This is a genomic window from Streptomyces sp. a15 (assembly GCF_059026085.1).
The window spans coordinates 13894-29466 of sequence record NZ_JBWLKM010000097.1 but is presented as its reverse complement, the minus strand read 5'-3'; the positions used below and the strand labels follow the sequence as shown (position 1 = coordinate 29466).

16 protein-coding genes are annotated in these 15573 nt (G+C 72.0%); 8 read left to right on the top strand and 8 right to left on the bottom strand.

The annotated features are described in order from the left end of the window. Nucleotides 1–112: 112 nt before the first annotated feature. Complete coding sequence (locus tag AC5P09_RS45060; protein ID WP_493879487.1) at nt 113–1738, bottom strand: FadD3 family acyl-CoA ligase; 1626 nt, start codon at nt 1736–1738, stop codon at nt 113–115. 103 nt (nt 1739–1841) lie between these two features. Between AC5P09_RS45060 and AC5P09_RS45055 the strand changes: the two genes are divergently transcribed. The 3 genes from AC5P09_RS45055 (at nt 1842) to AC5P09_RS45045 (ending at nt 4293) form a co-directional block, all read left to right on the top strand. After that, entirely contained in the window at nt 1842–3023 is a 1182-nt protein-coding gene (locus tag AC5P09_RS45055; RefSeq protein ID WP_493879486.1) for a lipid-transfer protein, read from the top strand. A gap of 71 nt (nt 3024–3094) precedes the next feature. Next, complete coding sequence (locus AC5P09_RS45050) at nt 3095–3514, top strand: Zn-ribbon domain-containing OB-fold protein (RefSeq protein WP_493879485.1); 420 nt, start codon at nt 3095–3097, stop codon at nt 3512–3514. Then, complete coding sequence (locus AC5P09_RS45045; RefSeq protein WP_493879484.1) at nt 3493–4293, top strand: enoyl-CoA hydratase/isomerase family protein; 801 nt, start codon at nt 3493–3495, stop codon at nt 4291–4293. Before AC5P09_RS45050 ends, AC5P09_RS45045 begins: the two co-directional genes overlap by 22 nt. 31 nt (nt 4294–4324) lie before the next feature. On the opposite strand, the gene AC5P09_RS45040 is transcribed toward AC5P09_RS45045, so the two are convergent. From AC5P09_RS45040 to kbpA, 3 genes are all read right to left on the bottom strand, one after another. Further along, on the bottom strand, nt 4325–4867 hold the full coding sequence (locus tag AC5P09_RS45040; RefSeq protein ID WP_493879483.1) for a hypothetical protein: 543 nt from the start codon (nt 4865–4867) through the stop codon (nt 4325–4327). A 47-nt stretch (nt 4868–4914) separates the two neighbouring features. Further along, complete coding sequence (afsK, locus tag AC5P09_RS45035; protein WP_493879482.1) at nt 4915–7284, bottom strand: protein serine/threonine kinase AfsK; 2370 nt, start codon at nt 7282–7284, stop codon at nt 4915–4917. Nucleotides 7285–7438: 154 nt separating this feature from the next. Continuing rightward, the gene (kbpA, locus tag AC5P09_RS45030) at nt 7439–8191 is read right to left on the bottom strand and encodes an AfsK-binding protein KbpA (RefSeq protein WP_493879481.1); all 753 of its coding nucleotides are present in this window, start codon (nt 8189–8191) and stop codon (nt 7439–7441) included. Between the two features lie 134 nt (nt 8192–8325). Between kbpA and AC5P09_RS45025 the strand changes: the two genes are divergently transcribed. Then, nucleotides 8326–8961, top strand: coding sequence for a TetR family transcriptional regulator (locus AC5P09_RS45025; protein ID WP_493879489.1), 636 nt, complete (start codon nt 8326–8328; stop codon nt 8959–8961). 118 nt (nt 8962–9079) lie between these two features. Here the strand turns inward: AC5P09_RS45025 and AC5P09_RS45020 are convergent, their stop codons facing one another. Continuing rightward, the gene (locus tag AC5P09_RS45020) at nt 9080–9532 is read right to left on the bottom strand and encodes an Lrp/AsnC family transcriptional regulator (protein WP_493879480.1); all 453 of its coding nucleotides are present in this window, start codon (nt 9530–9532) and stop codon (nt 9080–9082) included. Nucleotides 9533–9614: 82 nt separating this feature from the next. Here AC5P09_RS45020 and AC5P09_RS45015 point away from each other — a divergent pair, with 82 nt between their 5' ends. Then, the gene (locus AC5P09_RS45015; protein WP_493879479.1) at nt 9615–10238 is read left to right on the top strand and encodes a LysE family translocator; all 624 of its coding nucleotides are present in this window, start codon (nt 9615–9617) and stop codon (nt 10236–10238) included. Nucleotides 10239–10276: 38 nt separating this feature from the next. Here AC5P09_RS45015 and AC5P09_RS45010 read toward each other — a convergent pair whose 3' ends face one another. Further along, entirely contained in the window at nt 10277–10771 is a 495-nt protein-coding gene (locus tag AC5P09_RS45010) for a nitroreductase family deazaflavin-dependent oxidoreductase (protein WP_493879478.1), read from the bottom strand. Next, nucleotides 10768–11952, bottom strand: coding sequence for an acyl-CoA dehydrogenase family protein (locus tag AC5P09_RS45005; RefSeq protein WP_493879477.1), 1185 nt, complete (start codon nt 11950–11952; stop codon nt 10768–10770). The genes AC5P09_RS45010 and AC5P09_RS45005 overlap by 4 nt, the downstream gene beginning before the upstream one ends. 200 nt (nt 11953–12152) lie before the next feature. Here AC5P09_RS45005 and AC5P09_RS45000 point away from each other — a divergent pair, with 200 nt between their 5' ends. From AC5P09_RS45000 to AC5P09_RS44990, 3 genes are all read left to right on the top strand, one after another. After that, entirely contained in the window at nt 12153–13331 is a 1179-nt protein-coding gene (locus AC5P09_RS45000; RefSeq protein WP_493879476.1) for a thiolase C-terminal domain-containing protein, read from the top strand. 103 nt (nt 13332–13434) lie between these two features. Then, on the top strand, nt 13435–13860 hold the full coding sequence (locus tag AC5P09_RS44995; protein WP_493879475.1) for a pyridoxamine 5'-phosphate oxidase family protein: 426 nt from the start codon (nt 13435–13437) through the stop codon (nt 13858–13860). Between the two features lie 48 nt (nt 13861–13908). Beyond that, nucleotides 13909–14574: a pyridoxine/pyridoxamine 5'-phosphate oxidase gene (locus tag AC5P09_RS44990; RefSeq protein ID WP_493879474.1), complete on the top strand. Its 666-nt coding sequence runs from the start codon at nt 13909–13911 to the stop codon at nt 14572–14574. Between the two features lie 40 nt (nt 14575–14614). On the opposite strand, the gene AC5P09_RS44985 is transcribed toward AC5P09_RS44990, so the two are convergent. Beyond that, the gene (locus tag AC5P09_RS44985) at nt 14615–15559 is read right to left on the bottom strand and encodes a GNAT family N-acetyltransferase (protein WP_493879473.1); all 945 of its coding nucleotides are present in this window, start codon (nt 15557–15559) and stop codon (nt 14615–14617) included. Between the last annotated feature and the right edge of the window lie 14 nt (nt 15560–15573).

The following is a 15573-nucleotide window of genomic DNA, read 5'->3' as shown; positions in this document are numbered from 1 at the left end:
CGGCGCAGCCGACGCGGAGCCGGAGGCGGAGCGCCCTTTACTCGGGTCGTGGAAGCACGACACTGCCAAGAAGCGAGCGGCCCAACGGTGACCCAACAAGTCGGCGCTCAGATCAACTTCCCCCTCCACCCCCGTAGCGACGCCCCGCCCGCAGCTCCCCCTTCACCACCTTCCCCCCGGCATTCCGAGGCAGCTCCGCCAGGAACTCCACCAACCTCGGCACCTTGTAGTTCGCCATCTCTCTCCGGGCCCAGGCGATCAGGTCGTCCCCCGTCAGCACGGCCCCCGCCCGACGGACCACGTACGCCCTGCCGACCTCCCCCAACCGGGGATCCGGGACGCCGATGACCGCCACGTCCGCCACGTCCGGGTGGAGGCCAAGGAGCTGTTCGATCTCGGCCGGGTAGGCGTTGAAGCCGCCGACGATGAACATGTCCTTCAGGCGGTCGGTGATGCGGAGGTTGCCGGCGGCGTCCAGGACGCCCACGTCGCCCGTACGCAGCCACCCGCCCGCACCGACCGCCTCCGCCGTGGCCGCCTCGTCCTCGTAGTAGCCCAGCATGACGTTGAAGCCGCGGACCAGCACCTCGCCGGGGACGCCGGCCGCCACCTCCCGACCGCCCGCGTCCACCACCCGCACCTGCGCCCCCGGTATCGCCCGCCCTGAGGTCGATGCAATCACCGACGGGTCGTCGCCGCGGCGGCACATGGTGACGATGCCGGTCGCTTCGGAGAGGCCGTAGGCGGTCAGGACCGTGTCCACGCCCAGTTCGCCCCGCAACCGCTCCACCAGCCGCAGCGGCACCACCGCCGCGCCCGTGACCACCAACCGCAAGGCCGACAGATCGTGGGCGTCCCGCGCCGGGTGGTCGAGCAGCGACTGGTGGAGCGTGGGCGGGCCCGGCAGCACCGACACCCGCTCCGCCGCTATGTTCGCCAGCACCGTGTCGATGGTGAAGACCGGCTGCGGGATCATCGTCGCGCCCCGCATCAGGCAGGCGATCACGCCCGCCTTGTAGCCGAAGGTGTGGAAGAAGGGGTTCACGATCAGGTAGCGGTCGCCCTGCCGCAGGCCCGCGAGGTCGCTCCACACCTCGTACGCCCGCAGTGTCTGCGCGTGGGTGATCACCGCGCCCTTGGGGCGGCCCGTCGTACCGGACGTGTAGACGATGTCCGAGGGTGCCGAGCCGGGGACGGCCGAGGACCGCGCCCGTACCTCAGCGTCCCCCACCGCGTCCCCGCTCGCCAGGAAGTCCTTCCAGGTACGGAAGTCGGCCGGTGCGTCGTCGGAGAGGACCACCACCTGCTCCAGGGCCGGCAGCCCCGGCAGCGGGCCGGGACCCGCCCCCTCGCCCGCCGCGCGCCGCAGCGACGCCACGTACGAGGTTCCCAGGAACGTTCCCGTCACGAACAGCAGGCGGGCGCCGCTGCGGTGCAGTACGTCCGCGGCCTCCGTCCCCTTGAAGCGGGTGTTCAACGGCACCAGCACCGCGCCCGCCGACACCGCGCCCAGTGCGGAGACGATCCAGTCGAGGGTGTTCGGCGCCCAGATCGCGACCCGGTCGCCCGCCGCCACCCCGTTCGCGACGCACGCCGCCGCCGCGCGTTCCACGCGGGCGCCCAACTCGCCGTAGGAGATCCGCGTACGGCCCTCCACCACCGCCTCGACGTCCGCGTACCGCTCGGCCGCCGACCTGACCAGCCCCGGGATGCTCTCCCACTCCAAGTCACCGCGCACAGCAGGCCTCCAGTCTCCAGCCCCACTAGCTGACTACCCGTCAGATTAGCTGTAGCCTGACGGACTGTCAGCCGCCCAGTGAGCTGCGGAGGTAACCCCCAGCATGGCCGGAGCAGCAGGAACAACAGGAACAACAGGAACAGGCCTCAAGGACGCCACCGCCATCGTCGGCATAGGCCAGACCGCCTTCGCCAAGCGGCTCGACGAGGACGAGCGGACCCTCGCCTGCCGGGCCGTCCTCGCCGCCCTCGACGACGCCGGCATCGCGCCCGGCGAGGTCGACGCCCTCGCCTCCTACACGATGGAGGAGACGGACGAGGTCGAACTGGCCAAGGCCGTCGGCTTCGGAGACCTCACCTTCTTCAGCCGGATCCCCTACGGCGGCGGGGGATCCTGCGCCACCGTCGCGCACCTCGCCGCCGCCATCGCCACCGGGCAGGCCACGGTCGGAGTCGCCTGGCGCTCACGGAAGCGGGGGTCGGGGCCCCGGCCGTGGAAGAACACCGTCACCCAACTCCCCACCCCCGCCCAGTGGACCCGCCCCTTCGGCCTCCTGCGCCCCGCCGACGAGATCGCCATGCTCGCCCGCCGCTACATGCATGAGTACGGCGCCACCCGCGACCACCTCTTCAACGTCGCCCTCGCCTGCCGGAACAGGGCCAACCAGAACCCCGCCGCGATCATGTACGACCGTCCCCTCACCCGCGAGATGTACATGACGTCCCGCTGGATCAGCGAGCCCCTCTGCCTCTTCGACAACTGCCTGGAGACGGACGGGGCGTTGGCCTGCGTGATCGTCAGCCGGGAGCGGGCCCGGGACTGCCGCCGCAGACCCGTCTACGTCCACTCCACGGCTCAAGGCCTCCCCGCCCAGCACCACGGCATGGTCAACTACTGGAACGACGACCCCCTCACCGGCCCCGCCTGGACCGCCGCCCGGCACCTGTGGAAGCACGCCGACGTCACGCCCCAGGAGGTCGACGTCGCCCAGATCTACGACGCGTTCACGCCCCTCGTCCCCCTCTCCCTGGAGGGCTACGGCTTCTGCGGACGGGGGGAAGGGGGTGCCTTCACCGAGGGGGGCGCGCTGGAGATCGGCGGGCTGCTGCCCCTCAACACCGGGGGCGGCGGGCTCTCCGAGGCGTACGTCCATGGCTTCAACCTCATCAACGAAGGCGTGAAGCAGCTCCGGGGGACCAGTACGGCACAAGTCCCGGGCGCCGCCACCTGTCTCGTCACCGCGGGTGAGGGCGTCCCCACCTCCGCCCTGCTGCTGAGGAACTGACAGCTGAGGAACTGACAGCTTATGAACTGACAGCTTAGGAACTGACACAGGAGCCGACACATGGAGCCGTCATGCTGACCCCCGTCACCGACCCCGACAGCGCCCCCTTCTGGCACTACGCCGCCCAGGGCGAGCTGCGCGTCCAGGCCTGCGCCGACTGCGGCGAGCTTCGCTTCCCGCCCCGCCCGTGCTGTCCGCGCTGCCAGTCCTTCGGGAGTGAATGGCGGGCGATGTCCGGGCAGGGGCGCGTCTGGTCGTACGTCGTTCCGCATCCGCCGCTGCTGCCGGAGTACGCGGCGCTGGCGCCGTACAACGTCGTCGTCGTCGAGCTCGTCGAGGCGCCGCACATACGGCTCGTCGGCAACCTGGTCAGCGAGCCCGGGGACTCTCTCAACTCCCTTGATCCGCATGCCATTCGCATCGGCGCCAAGGCCCACTTCGCCTACGACGGGACGACCGGGCTGCCCCAATGGGTCCTGGAGCGGCCGTGAGGCCCGCGGGAGTGCGCGTCGAGATCGACAAGGACACCGCCGTCGCCGTCGTCACCCTCGACCGGCCGGGCAGACTCAACGCCATCGATCTCGCCATGGCCGGACAACTCCGAGAGGTCTGGCGGGGTTTGAGGTTCGACGACTCCGTGCGGGCCGTCGTCCTCACCGGCGCCGGCGGGCGGGCCTTCTGTACCGGGATCGACCGGGACGCCGTGGTGCCGCAACCGAACTCGCCGTACATGCAGGACGATCCGCTGCTCACGATCGGGCCGAAGGCGAACGATCTCTGGAAGCCCGTGGTGGCCGCCGTGCAGGGGATGGCGTGCGGCGGGGCCTTCTATCTGCTCGGCGAGAGCGACTTCCTGGTGGCGGACGCGACGGCCGCCTTCTTCGATCCGCACACCACGTACGGCATGGTCAGCGCGTACGAGTCGGTGCTGATGGCGCAGCGGATGCCGTTCGGGGAGGTCGCGCGGATGATGCTGATGGGCGCGGCGGAGCGGATCTCCGCGCAACGGGCCTACGACATCGGGCTGGTCTCCGAACTCACCGAGGCGGGCGGGGCGTTGGCGGCCGCGACCGCCGCCGCGGCGGTCATCGCCGGGTATCCGGCCGAGGCCACGCAGGGGACGGTCCGTGCGCTGTGGGCGGCGAAGGAGGCGGCGCGTGCGCAGGGGTTCGCGCAGGCGCCGCATCTCGTCTCGCTGGGGAACCTGCCCGCCGACCGCCAGGCCGAGCTGTTCGCCGGACGGAAGAGCGGGAGGTTCCGGTCGCGTTGAGGGTCCGTCAGCCCGTCCGTCAGCCCGTCCGTCAGTCGGCCGACGCGAACAAGTCCGGGTCGCACTTGTCGACTTCAGCTGCCAGACCCGGATTGTCCAGGGGCACCTGCACCTTCGCCTTGTCGTTCGCGGCGACGAACTCGTCCACGCTCTGCACGTCGACCTGCTGGGAATCGGCGTCGAGGAACCTGACGGTGACGGTGAAGTAGTAGCCCACGGAGTTCGGGTTGGTGACCTCGACCGTGGCGTACGCGTCGGCCTCCGTCACGCAGCTCACCAGCTCGACCTCGGCGTCCGCCGGGGCCGTGGAGGTGCTCCCCCCGGAAGAGCTGCCGCTGCTTCCGTAGTCGTCGTCGTCATCGTCGTAGTCGCGGTACGTGCCGCCGCCCGACGTCGACGACGACGAACTGTCGTGGTCCTGGCCGGAGCTGCTGCAGCCCCCGCCGCCGCTGCCACCGTCGCTGCCGCCGCTGCTACTGCTGCCGTGGCCGCGTCCCGAAGAGAACCCGGTGAGCGAGAGCACCACCAGTACCGCCACCGCTGTGAACTTGAGCCTGCTTCCCCGTAGTTGCATGCCGTCACTCTATGCAACGTCTGTCACGGCCATGTCACCGCTCCGGCTCAGCTGGCCCTCGCCGTCCCCGTCCCCTTCTCCGCGTCCAGCGCGTACACGCACCGGTCCTTGCTGCACGCGTACACGACCCCGTCCTTGACGACCGGGGAGCCGGTGATCTCGCCGCCCGTCGCGAGCTTCCAGCGGAGGCGGCCGTCGTCGGCCTTGAGGGTGTACAGCAGGTGGTCGGTGGAGCCGAAGTGGATACGGCCCTCCGCCACCGCCGGGGCGCCGACGATGTCACCGCCCGCCTGGAAGCGCCACTTGGGCGTGCCGGTGACCGCGTCGAGGGTGTAGAGGCCCTTGCCGCTGCCCACGTGGACGTGTCCGCCGGCCACCAGGACCGAGTCGACGGAGGAGCGGGCCTCGGTGGCGATGCGCCAGCGGTCGCGGCCGTCGGTGGCGTCGAGGGCGTAGACCGTGCCGAGGTAGTCGGCGAGGTACACGCCGCCGCCCGCGACCGCGGGGCCGGGCACGAAGGTGGGCGCGCAGAGGAAGACGGCCGGGGCCTCGAAGTGCCAGCGGACGTGGCCGCTCGCCGCGTCGAGCGCGAGGACCCGGGTGCCGGCGGAGAGGTAGACGTTGCCGTCGTGCGCCTGGGCCACCCGGACCGGTACGCCGCCGCAGGAGGCCGTGTCGCCGATGGGGTACGACCAGCGCTCGTCGCCCGTGCGGGCGTCCAGGGCGCGCAGGCGGGCGTCGTGCCAGAGGTACACCGTGCCCTCGTGCAGGGTGGGTCCGGCCTCGGGGGACTCGAAGTCGGTCTGGCAGCCGGTGAGCTCCCACAGCTTCTGGCCGCCGGAGGCCTCCCAGGCCTGGACGCCGCCGCCGCGCGTCCCGGTGATCACGGTGCCGCGGTCGGCCTTGAGGGAGTACACCCAGGCGTCCGTGGACAGCCGCCACAGGTCGCCGCCCTCGCGGGCGTCGAGGGCGAACAGGGTGGGTCCGTCGGAGGCGTGGATACGGCCGTCCGCGACCGCCATCGACCAGGCCACGTCCCGCGTCTTGAAGCGCCGGCGGCCGGTGGCCACGTCCAGGGCGTGGACCTCGAAGGAGGTGACGTAGACGAGGTCGCCGGCGACGGAGGGGGTGCCCCAGACGTCGTTCGACATGCGGAAGCGCCAGGGGCGCCAGCCGGCCGCGGTCTCCGCGGGCGCGGGAGGCGCGGCGGTCACGGCAGGGCCTACGGCAGGGTCTGTGCCGTTGACGCCGGGGCGGGGCCTGGACCAGGAGGCGACCAGGCCGGCCTCCGGAGGGGGCGCCTTGACGGCGGCGGCGCGGGCGTCGGCGACGCGCGGGCCGGGCCCGATGGGGACCTGGGCGCCGGCCAGGCGCACGGGGCCGGTGTCGGGGGCGGCGGCGACGGACACGGGGCCCGGTACCGGCCCCGGGACCACGGGGTCACGGGACGGCGGGGGCGGGATGGGCGCGACCCGTCCGCCTCCGCTTCGTCCGCCGCTCTGGGTCTGCTTCACCGGCGGCCGTCCGCCGCGGCGCGCCTCGATCAGGGCCACCGCCCGCTCGGGCAGCCAGGCCGACGCCGTACCGCTGTCGTCGGAGCCGGAGCCGAAGAGGTGGGGGGCCAGCTGGGCCTGGAGGTCGGCGGGGTTGGGGCGGGCCGTGGCCTCCATCTGCATACAGGACTCGATGAGGGGGCGCAGCTCGTCCGGGAGGCCTTCGAGGTCCGGGCCCTCGCGGAGCAGCATGAAGACGGTTTCGACGGGGTTGGCGCCGTGGAAGGGCGGGTGGCCCGTGGCGGCGAAGACCAGCATGGAGCCGAGCGAGAAGACGTCACTCGCGCCGGTCACGCTGCGGGAGTCCTTGGCCTGCTCCGGGGACATGTAGGCGGGGGTGCCCACGGCGACGTTCGTCATCGTCAAACGCGTGTTCGAGACGCCGGACGCGATACCGAAGTCGATGACCCGGGGGCCGTCCTCGACCACCAGGACGTTCGACGGCTTCAGGTCACGGTGGACCAGCCCGGCGCCGTGGATCGACTGCAGCGCCTCGGCGACACCCGCCGCCAGCCAGCGCACCGCCTGGGCCGGCATCGGCCCGCACTCGTTCACTATCTCCTCGAGCGAGGGCGCGGGCACGTAGGCGGTGGCCAGCCACGGCACCGCCGCACGCGGGTCGGCATCGACCACGGCCGCCGTGTAGAAGCCCGAGACCGCCCGGGCCGCCTCCACCTCGCGGGTGAAGCGGACCCGGAAGAGCTGGTCCTCGGCGAGCTCCGTACGGACCGTCTTGATCGCCACGCGCCGGCCGGAAGCCGAGCGCGCGAGATAGACCAGCCCCATGCCGCCGGCACCCAGCCGTCCCAGCACCTCGAACGGCCCGATGCGCCGCGGATCGTGCTGCGTCAGCTGATCCACCACTTGCCTGCCACCTCCCCGTACGGGCCGCGTCATGCCACATGTGTACGCGACCCCGTGCAGCGTCTCACCACCGCACCGCCATGGCGGCACGCACCCCGATTCTTCCTGGCCCGGGCGCTGGTTGCGAACCCGGAAACAAATGGGGTGTCTCACATCAAAGTACTGTTTTCCATCGCTCCAGCAGCGCGAACGACGCCCCCTGATTGTCGGTGACCACGGCTACCCGCCCGTACGAAGTCTCGAAGGGCGGTGCCTGGACGCGCCCGCCCAGCCGGTTCACCGTCCCGAGGGCGGCCGCGCAGTCCTCGACGCGGAAGTGGACCAGGAAGTGGGACGGCATCTCCGCCGGGAAGACGTCGGAGACGGGGGCGCGGCCGAAGTCGGGGTGGGCGCCCGGCCCGAAGAGGGCGTCGTGGAAGAGGCCGCCGTAGAAGGTGTTGGCGGTCTCGGTGTCCCGGGTGTACAGCTCGGCCCAGACGAAGGTACCCGGCTCGTGCCGCCGGCCGAAGCCGCGGTGCGTGCCCGGCTCCCAGAGGCCGAAGACGGCGCCCTCGGGATCGGTGACCAGCGCGGCCGTGCCCAGCTCGCCGACCGGCAGGGGCGCGGTGACGACCTGCCCGCCGGCCGCCCAGACCCGGTCGGCGAGCCCCTCGACGTCCGGGGTGGCGAAGTACACCGTCCAGACGGTGGGCATCCGGCCGTCCGCTTTGCGGGCGAGCGCGGCGACGGGTTCACCGTCCGCCAGGGCCCACGTGGACCCCCCGTACGACTCCTCGAAGGTCCACCCGAAGAGCTCACCGTAGAACCGCTTCCCCGCCTCGACGTCGGGGAGCTGTGCGTCCACCCAGCAGGGGACGCCCTCTCCGTAGACGTCCTCTCCGTACCCGGATGCCCTGTTTTCGGCCATGCCGCCAAAGTAACGGCGTCGCCCGCACCCCGCAGACCAGGCACACCCGCCCCACCCCGCCCGGGCACCCCATTTGCAGTCGGCCGAATCGCGCTCCGATCACCCCTCGGTAAGCTGACGGCATGACAGGACAAGTGCGTACCGTCGACGGCCGCGTGGCCGGCCGGCGTGGGCAGGCGACCCGGCAGAAGCTGCTCGACTGCCTCAGCGAGATGCTCAGCTCCTCCCCTTACCGGGACGTCAAAGTCATCGATGTCGCCCGGAAGGCGGGGACTTCACCCGCGACCTTCTACCAGTACTTCCCGGACGTCGAAGGCGCCGTTCTGGAGATCGCCGAGCAAATGGCCGCCGAGGGCGCCGAGTTGACCGAGCTGGTCGCCGGCCGCTCCTGGGTCGGCAAGGCCGGCTGGCAGACCGCTCAGGAACTCGTCGACGGCTTCCTGGAGTTCTGGCGCCGCAACGACGCGATCCTCAGAGTCGTCGATCTCGGGGCCGCCGAGGGCGACAAGCGGTTCTACAAACTCCGTATGAAGATCCTGAACTCCGTGAACAACTCCCTCTCGGACGCGGTCGCCGAACTCCAGTCCAAGGGCAGGGTCGACAAGGATGTGAATCCGGCCGCCGTGGCGGGTTCCATCGTCGCGATGCTCGCGGCCGTCGCCTCGCACCAGAAGGGCTTCCAGACCTGGGGCGTGAAGCCGGCCGAACTCAAGCCGAACCTCGCGCTGTTGGTGCACCTGGGCGTGACCGGCAAGAAGCCGACGAGGTAAGCCACATACCCATGCCATACCCCACGCCACAGCCCACGTCATAACCCACGTCTTTTTGCGCGGTCCAAGTCCTGTCTGGCAGGCGGTAGTTCACTCGGGTGGACTACCGCCTGCGGCGTTATGCGGGCAACGGCCGGTCCTTCACCACGTGCTTCATCACCAGCGTGGACGTCAGCCGCTGCACGCCCGGCAGCGTGGCGAGACGTTCGTCGTAGAGCCGCTGGAAGGCGGCGAGGTCGGCGGTCGCCACCCGCAGCAGACAGTCGGGCTCCCCGAAGAGCCGCTGCGCCTCCAGCACATGCTCGATCTCCCCGATCGCCCGCTCGAACCCGGCGACCGTGTCCCGGTCCTCCTGCCGCATCGAGACGAAGACCAGCGCCTCGAAGGTCAGCCCGACGGCCGTCGGATCCACCACCGCCCGGTAGCCGCTGATGGCCCCCGACCGCTCCAGCTCGCGCAGCCGCCGGTGACACGGCGAGACACTCAGCCGCACCCGCGCGGCCAGCTCGGTCACGGTCAGCCGCCCGTCCTGTTGCAGCTCGGCAAGAATCTTCCGGTCCACGTCGTCCATGGGGGAGATTCTTCCCCCACATCGCGGATCATGGGCAAACTTCGGGAACACTTTCGCGCCAATCGCGCCTAATGTCCCCGCCATGGACTCGGGAACCCTCATCTCCTTCCTCGCCGTCGACCTGCTGCTGGTGTGCGTGCCGGGCGCCGACTGGGCGTACGCGATCTCGGCGGGGCTCCGGGACCGCTCGCCGGTGGCGGCGGTGGCCGGACTCGTCGCCGGGTACGCGCTGCACACGGTGCTGGCGGTGGCCGGGCTGGCGGTGCTGGTGGCGCGCTCGCCGGGGCTGCTGACCGCGCTGACGGCCGGCGGCGCGGTGTACCTGGTGTGGCTGGGGTGGGGTGTGCTGCGGCGGCCGGGCACTCCGGGAGCGGCGGCTCCCGTCGGCGAGACGGCCTCCGCCCGCGTCTTCCTGCGCGGTGCCACGATCAGCGGCCTGAACCCCAAGGGACTGCTGCTGTACCTGTCCGTCCTGCCGCAGTTCCTGGTCACCGGGGGCGCGCACCTGCCCGTGGCCGCACAGACCGCCGTACTCGGCCTGCTCCACATGGTGTGCTGCGCCGCCGTCTACCTGACGGTCGGCCTCACGGCCCGCGCGGTCCTCGGCGCCCGCCCGGCGGCGGCCCGCGCGGTCACGCGGACGTCGGGGGCGGCGATGCTGGGGATCGGGGCGTTTCTGCTGGTGCAGCGGTTGGCGACGCTCTGAGACCTACCTTTGGGACTCACCTTCGTACGATCCTGGACTCACCTTCGTACGATCCTGAAGAGCCGTATCTCCCGTTCCACCCGTGCCTGGTACGTGGCGTACGGCGGCCAGAAGGCCAGCACCGCCTTCCAAGCGGCCGTCCGCTCCTCCCCCTCCAGCAGCCGGGCCGTGACGGGGAGGTCGTGCCCCTTCCAGCTGACGGTCGCCTCCGCGTGGGCGAGGAGGTTGGCGGTCCAGGCGGGGTGGCCGGTCCGGCCGAAGTTGGAGCCGATCAGGATCCAGCTCTCGCCGCCCGGCTCCGTGCCCGGCTCCGCGCCCGACTCCGGCATGCAGGCCAGCGGCGTACGCCGGGGCAGGCCGCTTCTCGCCCCGGTCGAGGTGAGGATCACGCCCGGCAGGAGCTGGGCGCTGAGCAGGAACCGGCCGCGGGTCAGCCGGTGTACGGCACGGTCGAGCGCGGGGATCACATGGGGCGCCACCTTGGCGAAGCCCCGCGTCGACGACACCTTCTGGACCACTCGCACACCGATCACACCGTCACCTCCGCGCTCTCGAAAAGGTGCGCCGCGCCGGCGGCGTGCGCCCGCAGCCGGTGCACCGGCCCGAACAGCAGCTCGTCGCCGCAGGCGCGCTTGAAGTACAGGTGAGCCTCGTGTTCCCAGGTGAAACCGATGCCGCCGTGCAACTGGATGCCCTCGGCGGACGCGGAGCGCAGGGCCTCCAGCGCCTGCGCGAGGGCGAGAGCGCCGACCTGCTCTCCGTGCGCGGCGGCCCAGGCCGCGTAGTACGCCGCCGAGCGCGCCGCCTGCACCTGTACGTACACGTCGGCCAGCCGATGCTTCACCGCCTGGAAGGACCCGACCGGCCGCCCGAACTGCTCGCGCCGCCGCACGTACTCGACGGTCAGGCCCAGCACCTGGTCGGCGGCCCCGACGGCCTCGCCCGCGAGCACGGCGGCGGCGCTGTCGCCGAGGCGGGCGAGCGCGGTGAGTACGTCCGCCTCCTCGCCGCCCAGCAACTCGGCTTCCGTATCCCGTAGTTGGACGCGCGCCTGCGGCCGGGTCGCGTCGAGGGCGGTCTGCCGGGCCCGCACGAGCCCGTCCGCGTCCCCGCGCACGAGGAAGAGCAGCGTCCGCGAGCGAGCGAACCCGCCCGTGTGCGCGGCGACCAGCAGCAAACCCGCGCTGTGCCCGTCGAGCACCTGGTCGGCCTGCCCGTACAGCCGCCAGCCGTCCCCCACCCGCCTGGCCTGCACTCCCCCTGCCCGGCCGCCGCCCGCCCAGTCGCCGTCGTTGTCGCCGGTGAGGGCGAGGGCGGTGGCGAGGTGGGTGCCGGGGACGGCGAGGGCCGCGGTGAGGGTGCCGTCGGCGATCCGCGGGAGCAGTTCGGCGCGCTGGGTGCCGGTCCCCAGGGCGAGGACGAGCGGGGCGGCGAGGGCGGCGGTGGCGAGCAGCGGCGAGGGGGCGAGGAAGCGGCCCGTCTCCTCGCAGGCGAGGGCGAGTTCGGTCACCGAGCAGCCGACACCGCCGTACGCCTCGGGGAGGGCGAGGCCGGGCAGCCCGAGCTGCTCGGCGAGGGCGGTCCACAGGGCGGGGTCGTGTCCGGCGGCGGTGTCGACGGCGGCCCGCAGTTCGGCCGGCCCGCAGCGCTTGCGCAACAGCTCGCGGAGGGTACGGCGGATCTCGTCCTGCTCGGCGGTGAAACCGGCGTCCATGAGGCGCCCCCGTTCATCCAGACCTGACGGGCCGTCATATTAGGACCGGGAGGACGGGATGCCCAGCCCCGTGACACCTGCCGCGCATCGCCGTATCTGATGTACCGTCAGATCCACGAGGAGGTCGGATCCACGAGGAGGTCGGATCCACGAGGAGGTCGGATCCACGAGGAGGTCGGATCCACGAGGAGGTCGGATTCATGAGGACGGGTTCCCGGAACGTCGCGATCGTCGGGGTCTCCCTCTCCGACTGCGGCCGCGTGGACGACGCGACCCCGTACACCCTGCACGCCCAGGCCGCCCGCCGGGCCCTCGCCGACGCGGGACTCGGCAGAGAGGTGGTCGACGGCTTCGCGTCGGCCGGCACCGGCACCCTCGCGCCCGTCGAGGTCGCCGAATACCTGGGCCTGCGTCCCACCTGGGTCGACTCGACGTCGGTGGGCGGCTCGACCTGGGAGGTCATGGCGGCGCACGCGGCGGACGCGATCGCCGCCGGCCACGCGAACGCGGTGTTGCTGGTCTACGGCTCGACGGCCCGCGCGGACATCAAGGCGGGACGACGGACCGGGAACCTCTCCTTCGGCTCCCGGGGCCCGCTCCAGTTCGAGGTCCCGTACGGCCACACACTGATCGCCAAGTACGCCATGGCTGCCCGCCGTCACATGATCGAACACGGCACGACCATCGAGCAGTTGGCGGAGGTGGCGGTGCAGGCACGCGCCAACGCCGCGCTCAACCCCGAGGCGATGTTCCGCGCCCCGATCACGGTCGACGACGTGCTGTCCGGCCCGGTGATCGCGGACCCGTTCACCAAACTCCACTGCTGCCTGCGCTCCGACGGCGGGGCGGCGGTGCTGCTCGCGGCCGAGGAGTACGTACGGGACTGCCGCACCGCACCGGTGTGGATCCTCGGCACCGGCGAGCACATCTCGCATGCGGCCATGTCCGAGTGGGCCGACTTCACGGTGTCCCCGGCGGCGGTGAGCGGACGGATCGCCTTTGAACGGGCAGGAGTTCGGCCCGACGAGATCGACTTCGCGGAGATCTACGACGCCTTCACCTACATGACGCTGGTGACGCTGGAGGACCTCGGGTTCTGCGGGAAGGGCGAGGGCGGGGCGTTCGTGGAGAAGGGGCGGCTGAGGGTCGAGGGCGGGGAGCTGCCGGTGAACACCGACGGGGGTGGGCTGTCGGCCCAGCATCCGGGAATGCGGGGGTTGTTCCTGCTGGTGGAGGCGGTACGGCAGTTGCGGGGGGAGGCGGAGGGCCGCCAAGTACGCAAGGACGGGGGGCGCCTGCCGGAGCTTGCGGTGGCCTCGGGGACGGGCGGGTGGTTCTGCTCGTCGGGGACGGTGGTGTTGGGGCGGACGCGTCCGTAGAGAGGTTCCTGTTGCTCGGCCGTGTCGGGCGGGAACACAGGCCTCGCCGTTCGGCGTTGCTCTGGCAGAGGACGATGACGCCCGAGCCGCTGGAGGAGTCCGCATGGCCCTGACCCGCGAAGAACGTGAACAGTTCCTGGCCGAACCGCACGTCGCCGCGCTGGCGGTCGACGCGGGAGCGGGACGCGCTCCGCTGACCGTGCCGATCTGGTACCAGCGCGAGTCCGACGGCACGGTGTGGATCATGACGGGACTGGACACCCGTAAGAACGAACTGATCAGTGCGGCAGGCCGGTTCACGTTGATGGTCGACCGGTTGGAGCCCACCATCCGGTACGTGTCGGTCGAGGGACCGGTCATCGACACGACCCCCGCCACCATCGAGCAGCTCCGGGAGATCTCCGCGCGCTACCTCCCGGCCGACAAGGTGGACGGGTACGTCGACACCGCCTGGAAGGAGCACGGCGAGCAGGTCGTGATCCGGATGCGGCCCGAGCGGTGGGTGTCGTCGGACCTCGGGACGGTCTGAGGCGCGGGGCGGGGGGCGCCGGCGGAGGGCGCGGGTGACAATCAGGGGATGGGAACGGATCTTCATGAGCTGCTGAGGTCACTGCGGGTGTGGGACCCGGAGGTCACCTCGCTGCCGGCCTTCGACCCGACCGCCGCCCCCGACGCCCCCCTCCCCCTCTTCACCACGTGGTTCGCCGAGGCGGTGGCGGCCGGGCAGACCGAGCCGCACACCATGTCCCTCGCAACGTCGGACGCGGAGGGCCGGCCGGACGTACGGATCGTGATGCTGCACGGCGCCGACCCGGACGGCTGGTCCTTCGCGACCCACGTGAGCAGCAGGAAGGGGACCCAGCTGGCCGACCGCCCGTATGCGGCCCTCGGGTTCTACTGGCCGGTCCTGGGCCGTCAGGTGCGGGTGCGGGGACCGGTCACGGCCGCCCCGTCCGAGGAGGGGCAGGCGGATCTGCACGCCCGCTCGACGGGGGCACTCGCGGCGGCCCTCACCGGGCGGCAGAGCGAGCCCCTCGACTCCCTCGGCGAACTGGCCCGCGTCTCGGCGGCCGCCTGGGACCGCGCCCAGCAGGACCCCGGTGCCCCGGTCCCTACCTGGACGCTCTACCGCCTCCGCCCGGACGAGGTGGAGTTCTTCCAGGGGGATGGACGACGGCAGCACGTCCGGCTGGTGTACCGGCGCGGGGAGGCCGGCTGGGGGAAGGAACTGCTCTGGCCCTGACAGCCGTACCCCCGCGAGGCCCTGCCCGGAGAAGGTGGCCCTACCCGGAGAACCCGTACACCGCGAAGTCGGCCACCGGCCGGTACCCGATCCGCTGGTACAGCGCGTTGCTCGTCGGGTTGGCCAGGTCCGTGAAGAGCAGCACCTCTTCGGCGCCGGCGTCCCGTGCCGCCCGGCTGACCTCGGCGGTGACGGCACCGGCATAGCCGCGTCCGCGCAGGTGGGCGGGGGTGTAGACGGGAGCGACCCGGACCTGTCCGGCGACCTGCGGGGTGACTCCGGCCCTGGAGACGGGGGTGCCGTCCGGGATCTCCCAGAAGGTGATGCCGCCGTACGCGATGCGGGCGTCGGCCCAGGAGTCGGCGTTCGTGGCGGCGTGCTCACCGATCGACGCCACGAACTCGCCGTACCAGTGCATGAGTTGTGCCCGGTCGGCTTCTCCGGCGACCCGCGCCCGACCCTCCGGGGCCGGCTCCGGCACGGTCAACGTGCCGAGCCTGTAAAGCCGTTGGCGCTGCCGGAGCGTGGCGGTGGCGCCCGTGCGGGCCTGCCAGGCCGCGGCAAAGGCGGCGGCGGTCTCGCGGTCCGCGCCGATGCCGGGGAGCGGTCGGCCGAGTCCGTCCAGGTGGGCGGCGAGGGAGTCGGCGTCTTCGGTGGTGAGGGCGGTGAGGTTCAGCCCGTAGGGGGGAGTCTGGAAGTAGGTGGCCCGTACGGCCCCGTCCCGCTCCAGCAGTCCGAAGACGGGCCGCTCGTCGCCGTATACGTGCGGGCCGCGGGTGCGGAGTCCCTCGGTCACCGTCAGGGTGACGGTGTGCAGGGCGGGGCAGGAGTGCAGGAAGGCTCCGGCGCGGGCGAGGAAGGCGTCGAGGTCTTCGGTGCGGTGCCAGGTGCCTGCGGCGCTGGGGCGGTCGGTTTCGGTGCGGTGCCAGGTGCCTGCGGCGCTGGGGCGGTCGGTTTCGGTGCGGTGCCGGTCGTCGGGGGGCATGCCTTCATGATCTC

Excerpts from the sequence above, each read along its gene's own strand:
- AC5P09_RS45055 (WP_493879486.1), top strand. The coding sequence starts at position 1,842 with ATGGCCGGAGCAGCAGGAACAACAGGAACAACAGGAACAGGCCTCAAG.
- AC5P09_RS45050 (WP_493879485.1), top strand. The coding sequence starts at position 3,095 with ATGCTGACCCCCGTCACCGACCCCGACAGCGCCCCCTTCTGGCACTAC.
- AC5P09_RS45045 (WP_493879484.1), top strand. The coding sequence starts at position 3,493 with ATGGGTCCTGGAGCGGCCGTGAGGCCCGCGGGAGTGCGCGTCGAGATC.
- AC5P09_RS45040 (WP_493879483.1), bottom strand. The coding sequence starts at position 4,867 with ATGCAACTACGGGGAAGCAGGCTCAAGTTCACAGCGGTGGCGGTACTG.
- kbpA (WP_493879481.1), bottom strand. The coding sequence starts at position 8,191 with ATGGCCGAAAACAGGGCATCCGGGTACGGAGAGGACGTCTACGGAGAG.
- AC5P09_RS45020 (WP_493879480.1), bottom strand. The coding sequence starts at position 9,532 with ATGGACGACGTGGACCGGAAGATTCTTGCCGAGCTGCAACAGGACGGG.
- AC5P09_RS45015 (WP_493879479.1), top strand. The coding sequence starts at position 9,615 with ATGGACTCGGGAACCCTCATCTCCTTCCTCGCCGTCGACCTGCTGCTG.
- AC5P09_RS45005 (WP_493879477.1), bottom strand. The coding sequence starts at position 11,952 with ATGGACGCCGGTTTCACCGCCGAGCAGGACGAGATCCGCCGTACCCTC.
- AC5P09_RS45000 (WP_493879476.1), top strand. The coding sequence starts at position 12,153 with ATGAGGACGGGTTCCCGGAACGTCGCGATCGTCGGGGTCTCCCTCTCC.
- AC5P09_RS44995 (WP_493879475.1), top strand. The coding sequence starts at position 13,435 with ATGGCCCTGACCCGCGAAGAACGTGAACAGTTCCTGGCCGAACCGCAC.
- AC5P09_RS44990 (WP_493879474.1), top strand. The coding sequence starts at position 13,909 with ATGGGAACGGATCTTCATGAGCTGCTGAGGTCACTGCGGGTGTGGGAC.
- AC5P09_RS44985 (WP_493879473.1), bottom strand. The coding sequence starts at position 15,559 with ATGCCCCCCGACGACCGGCACCGCACCGAAACCGACCGCCCCAGCGCC.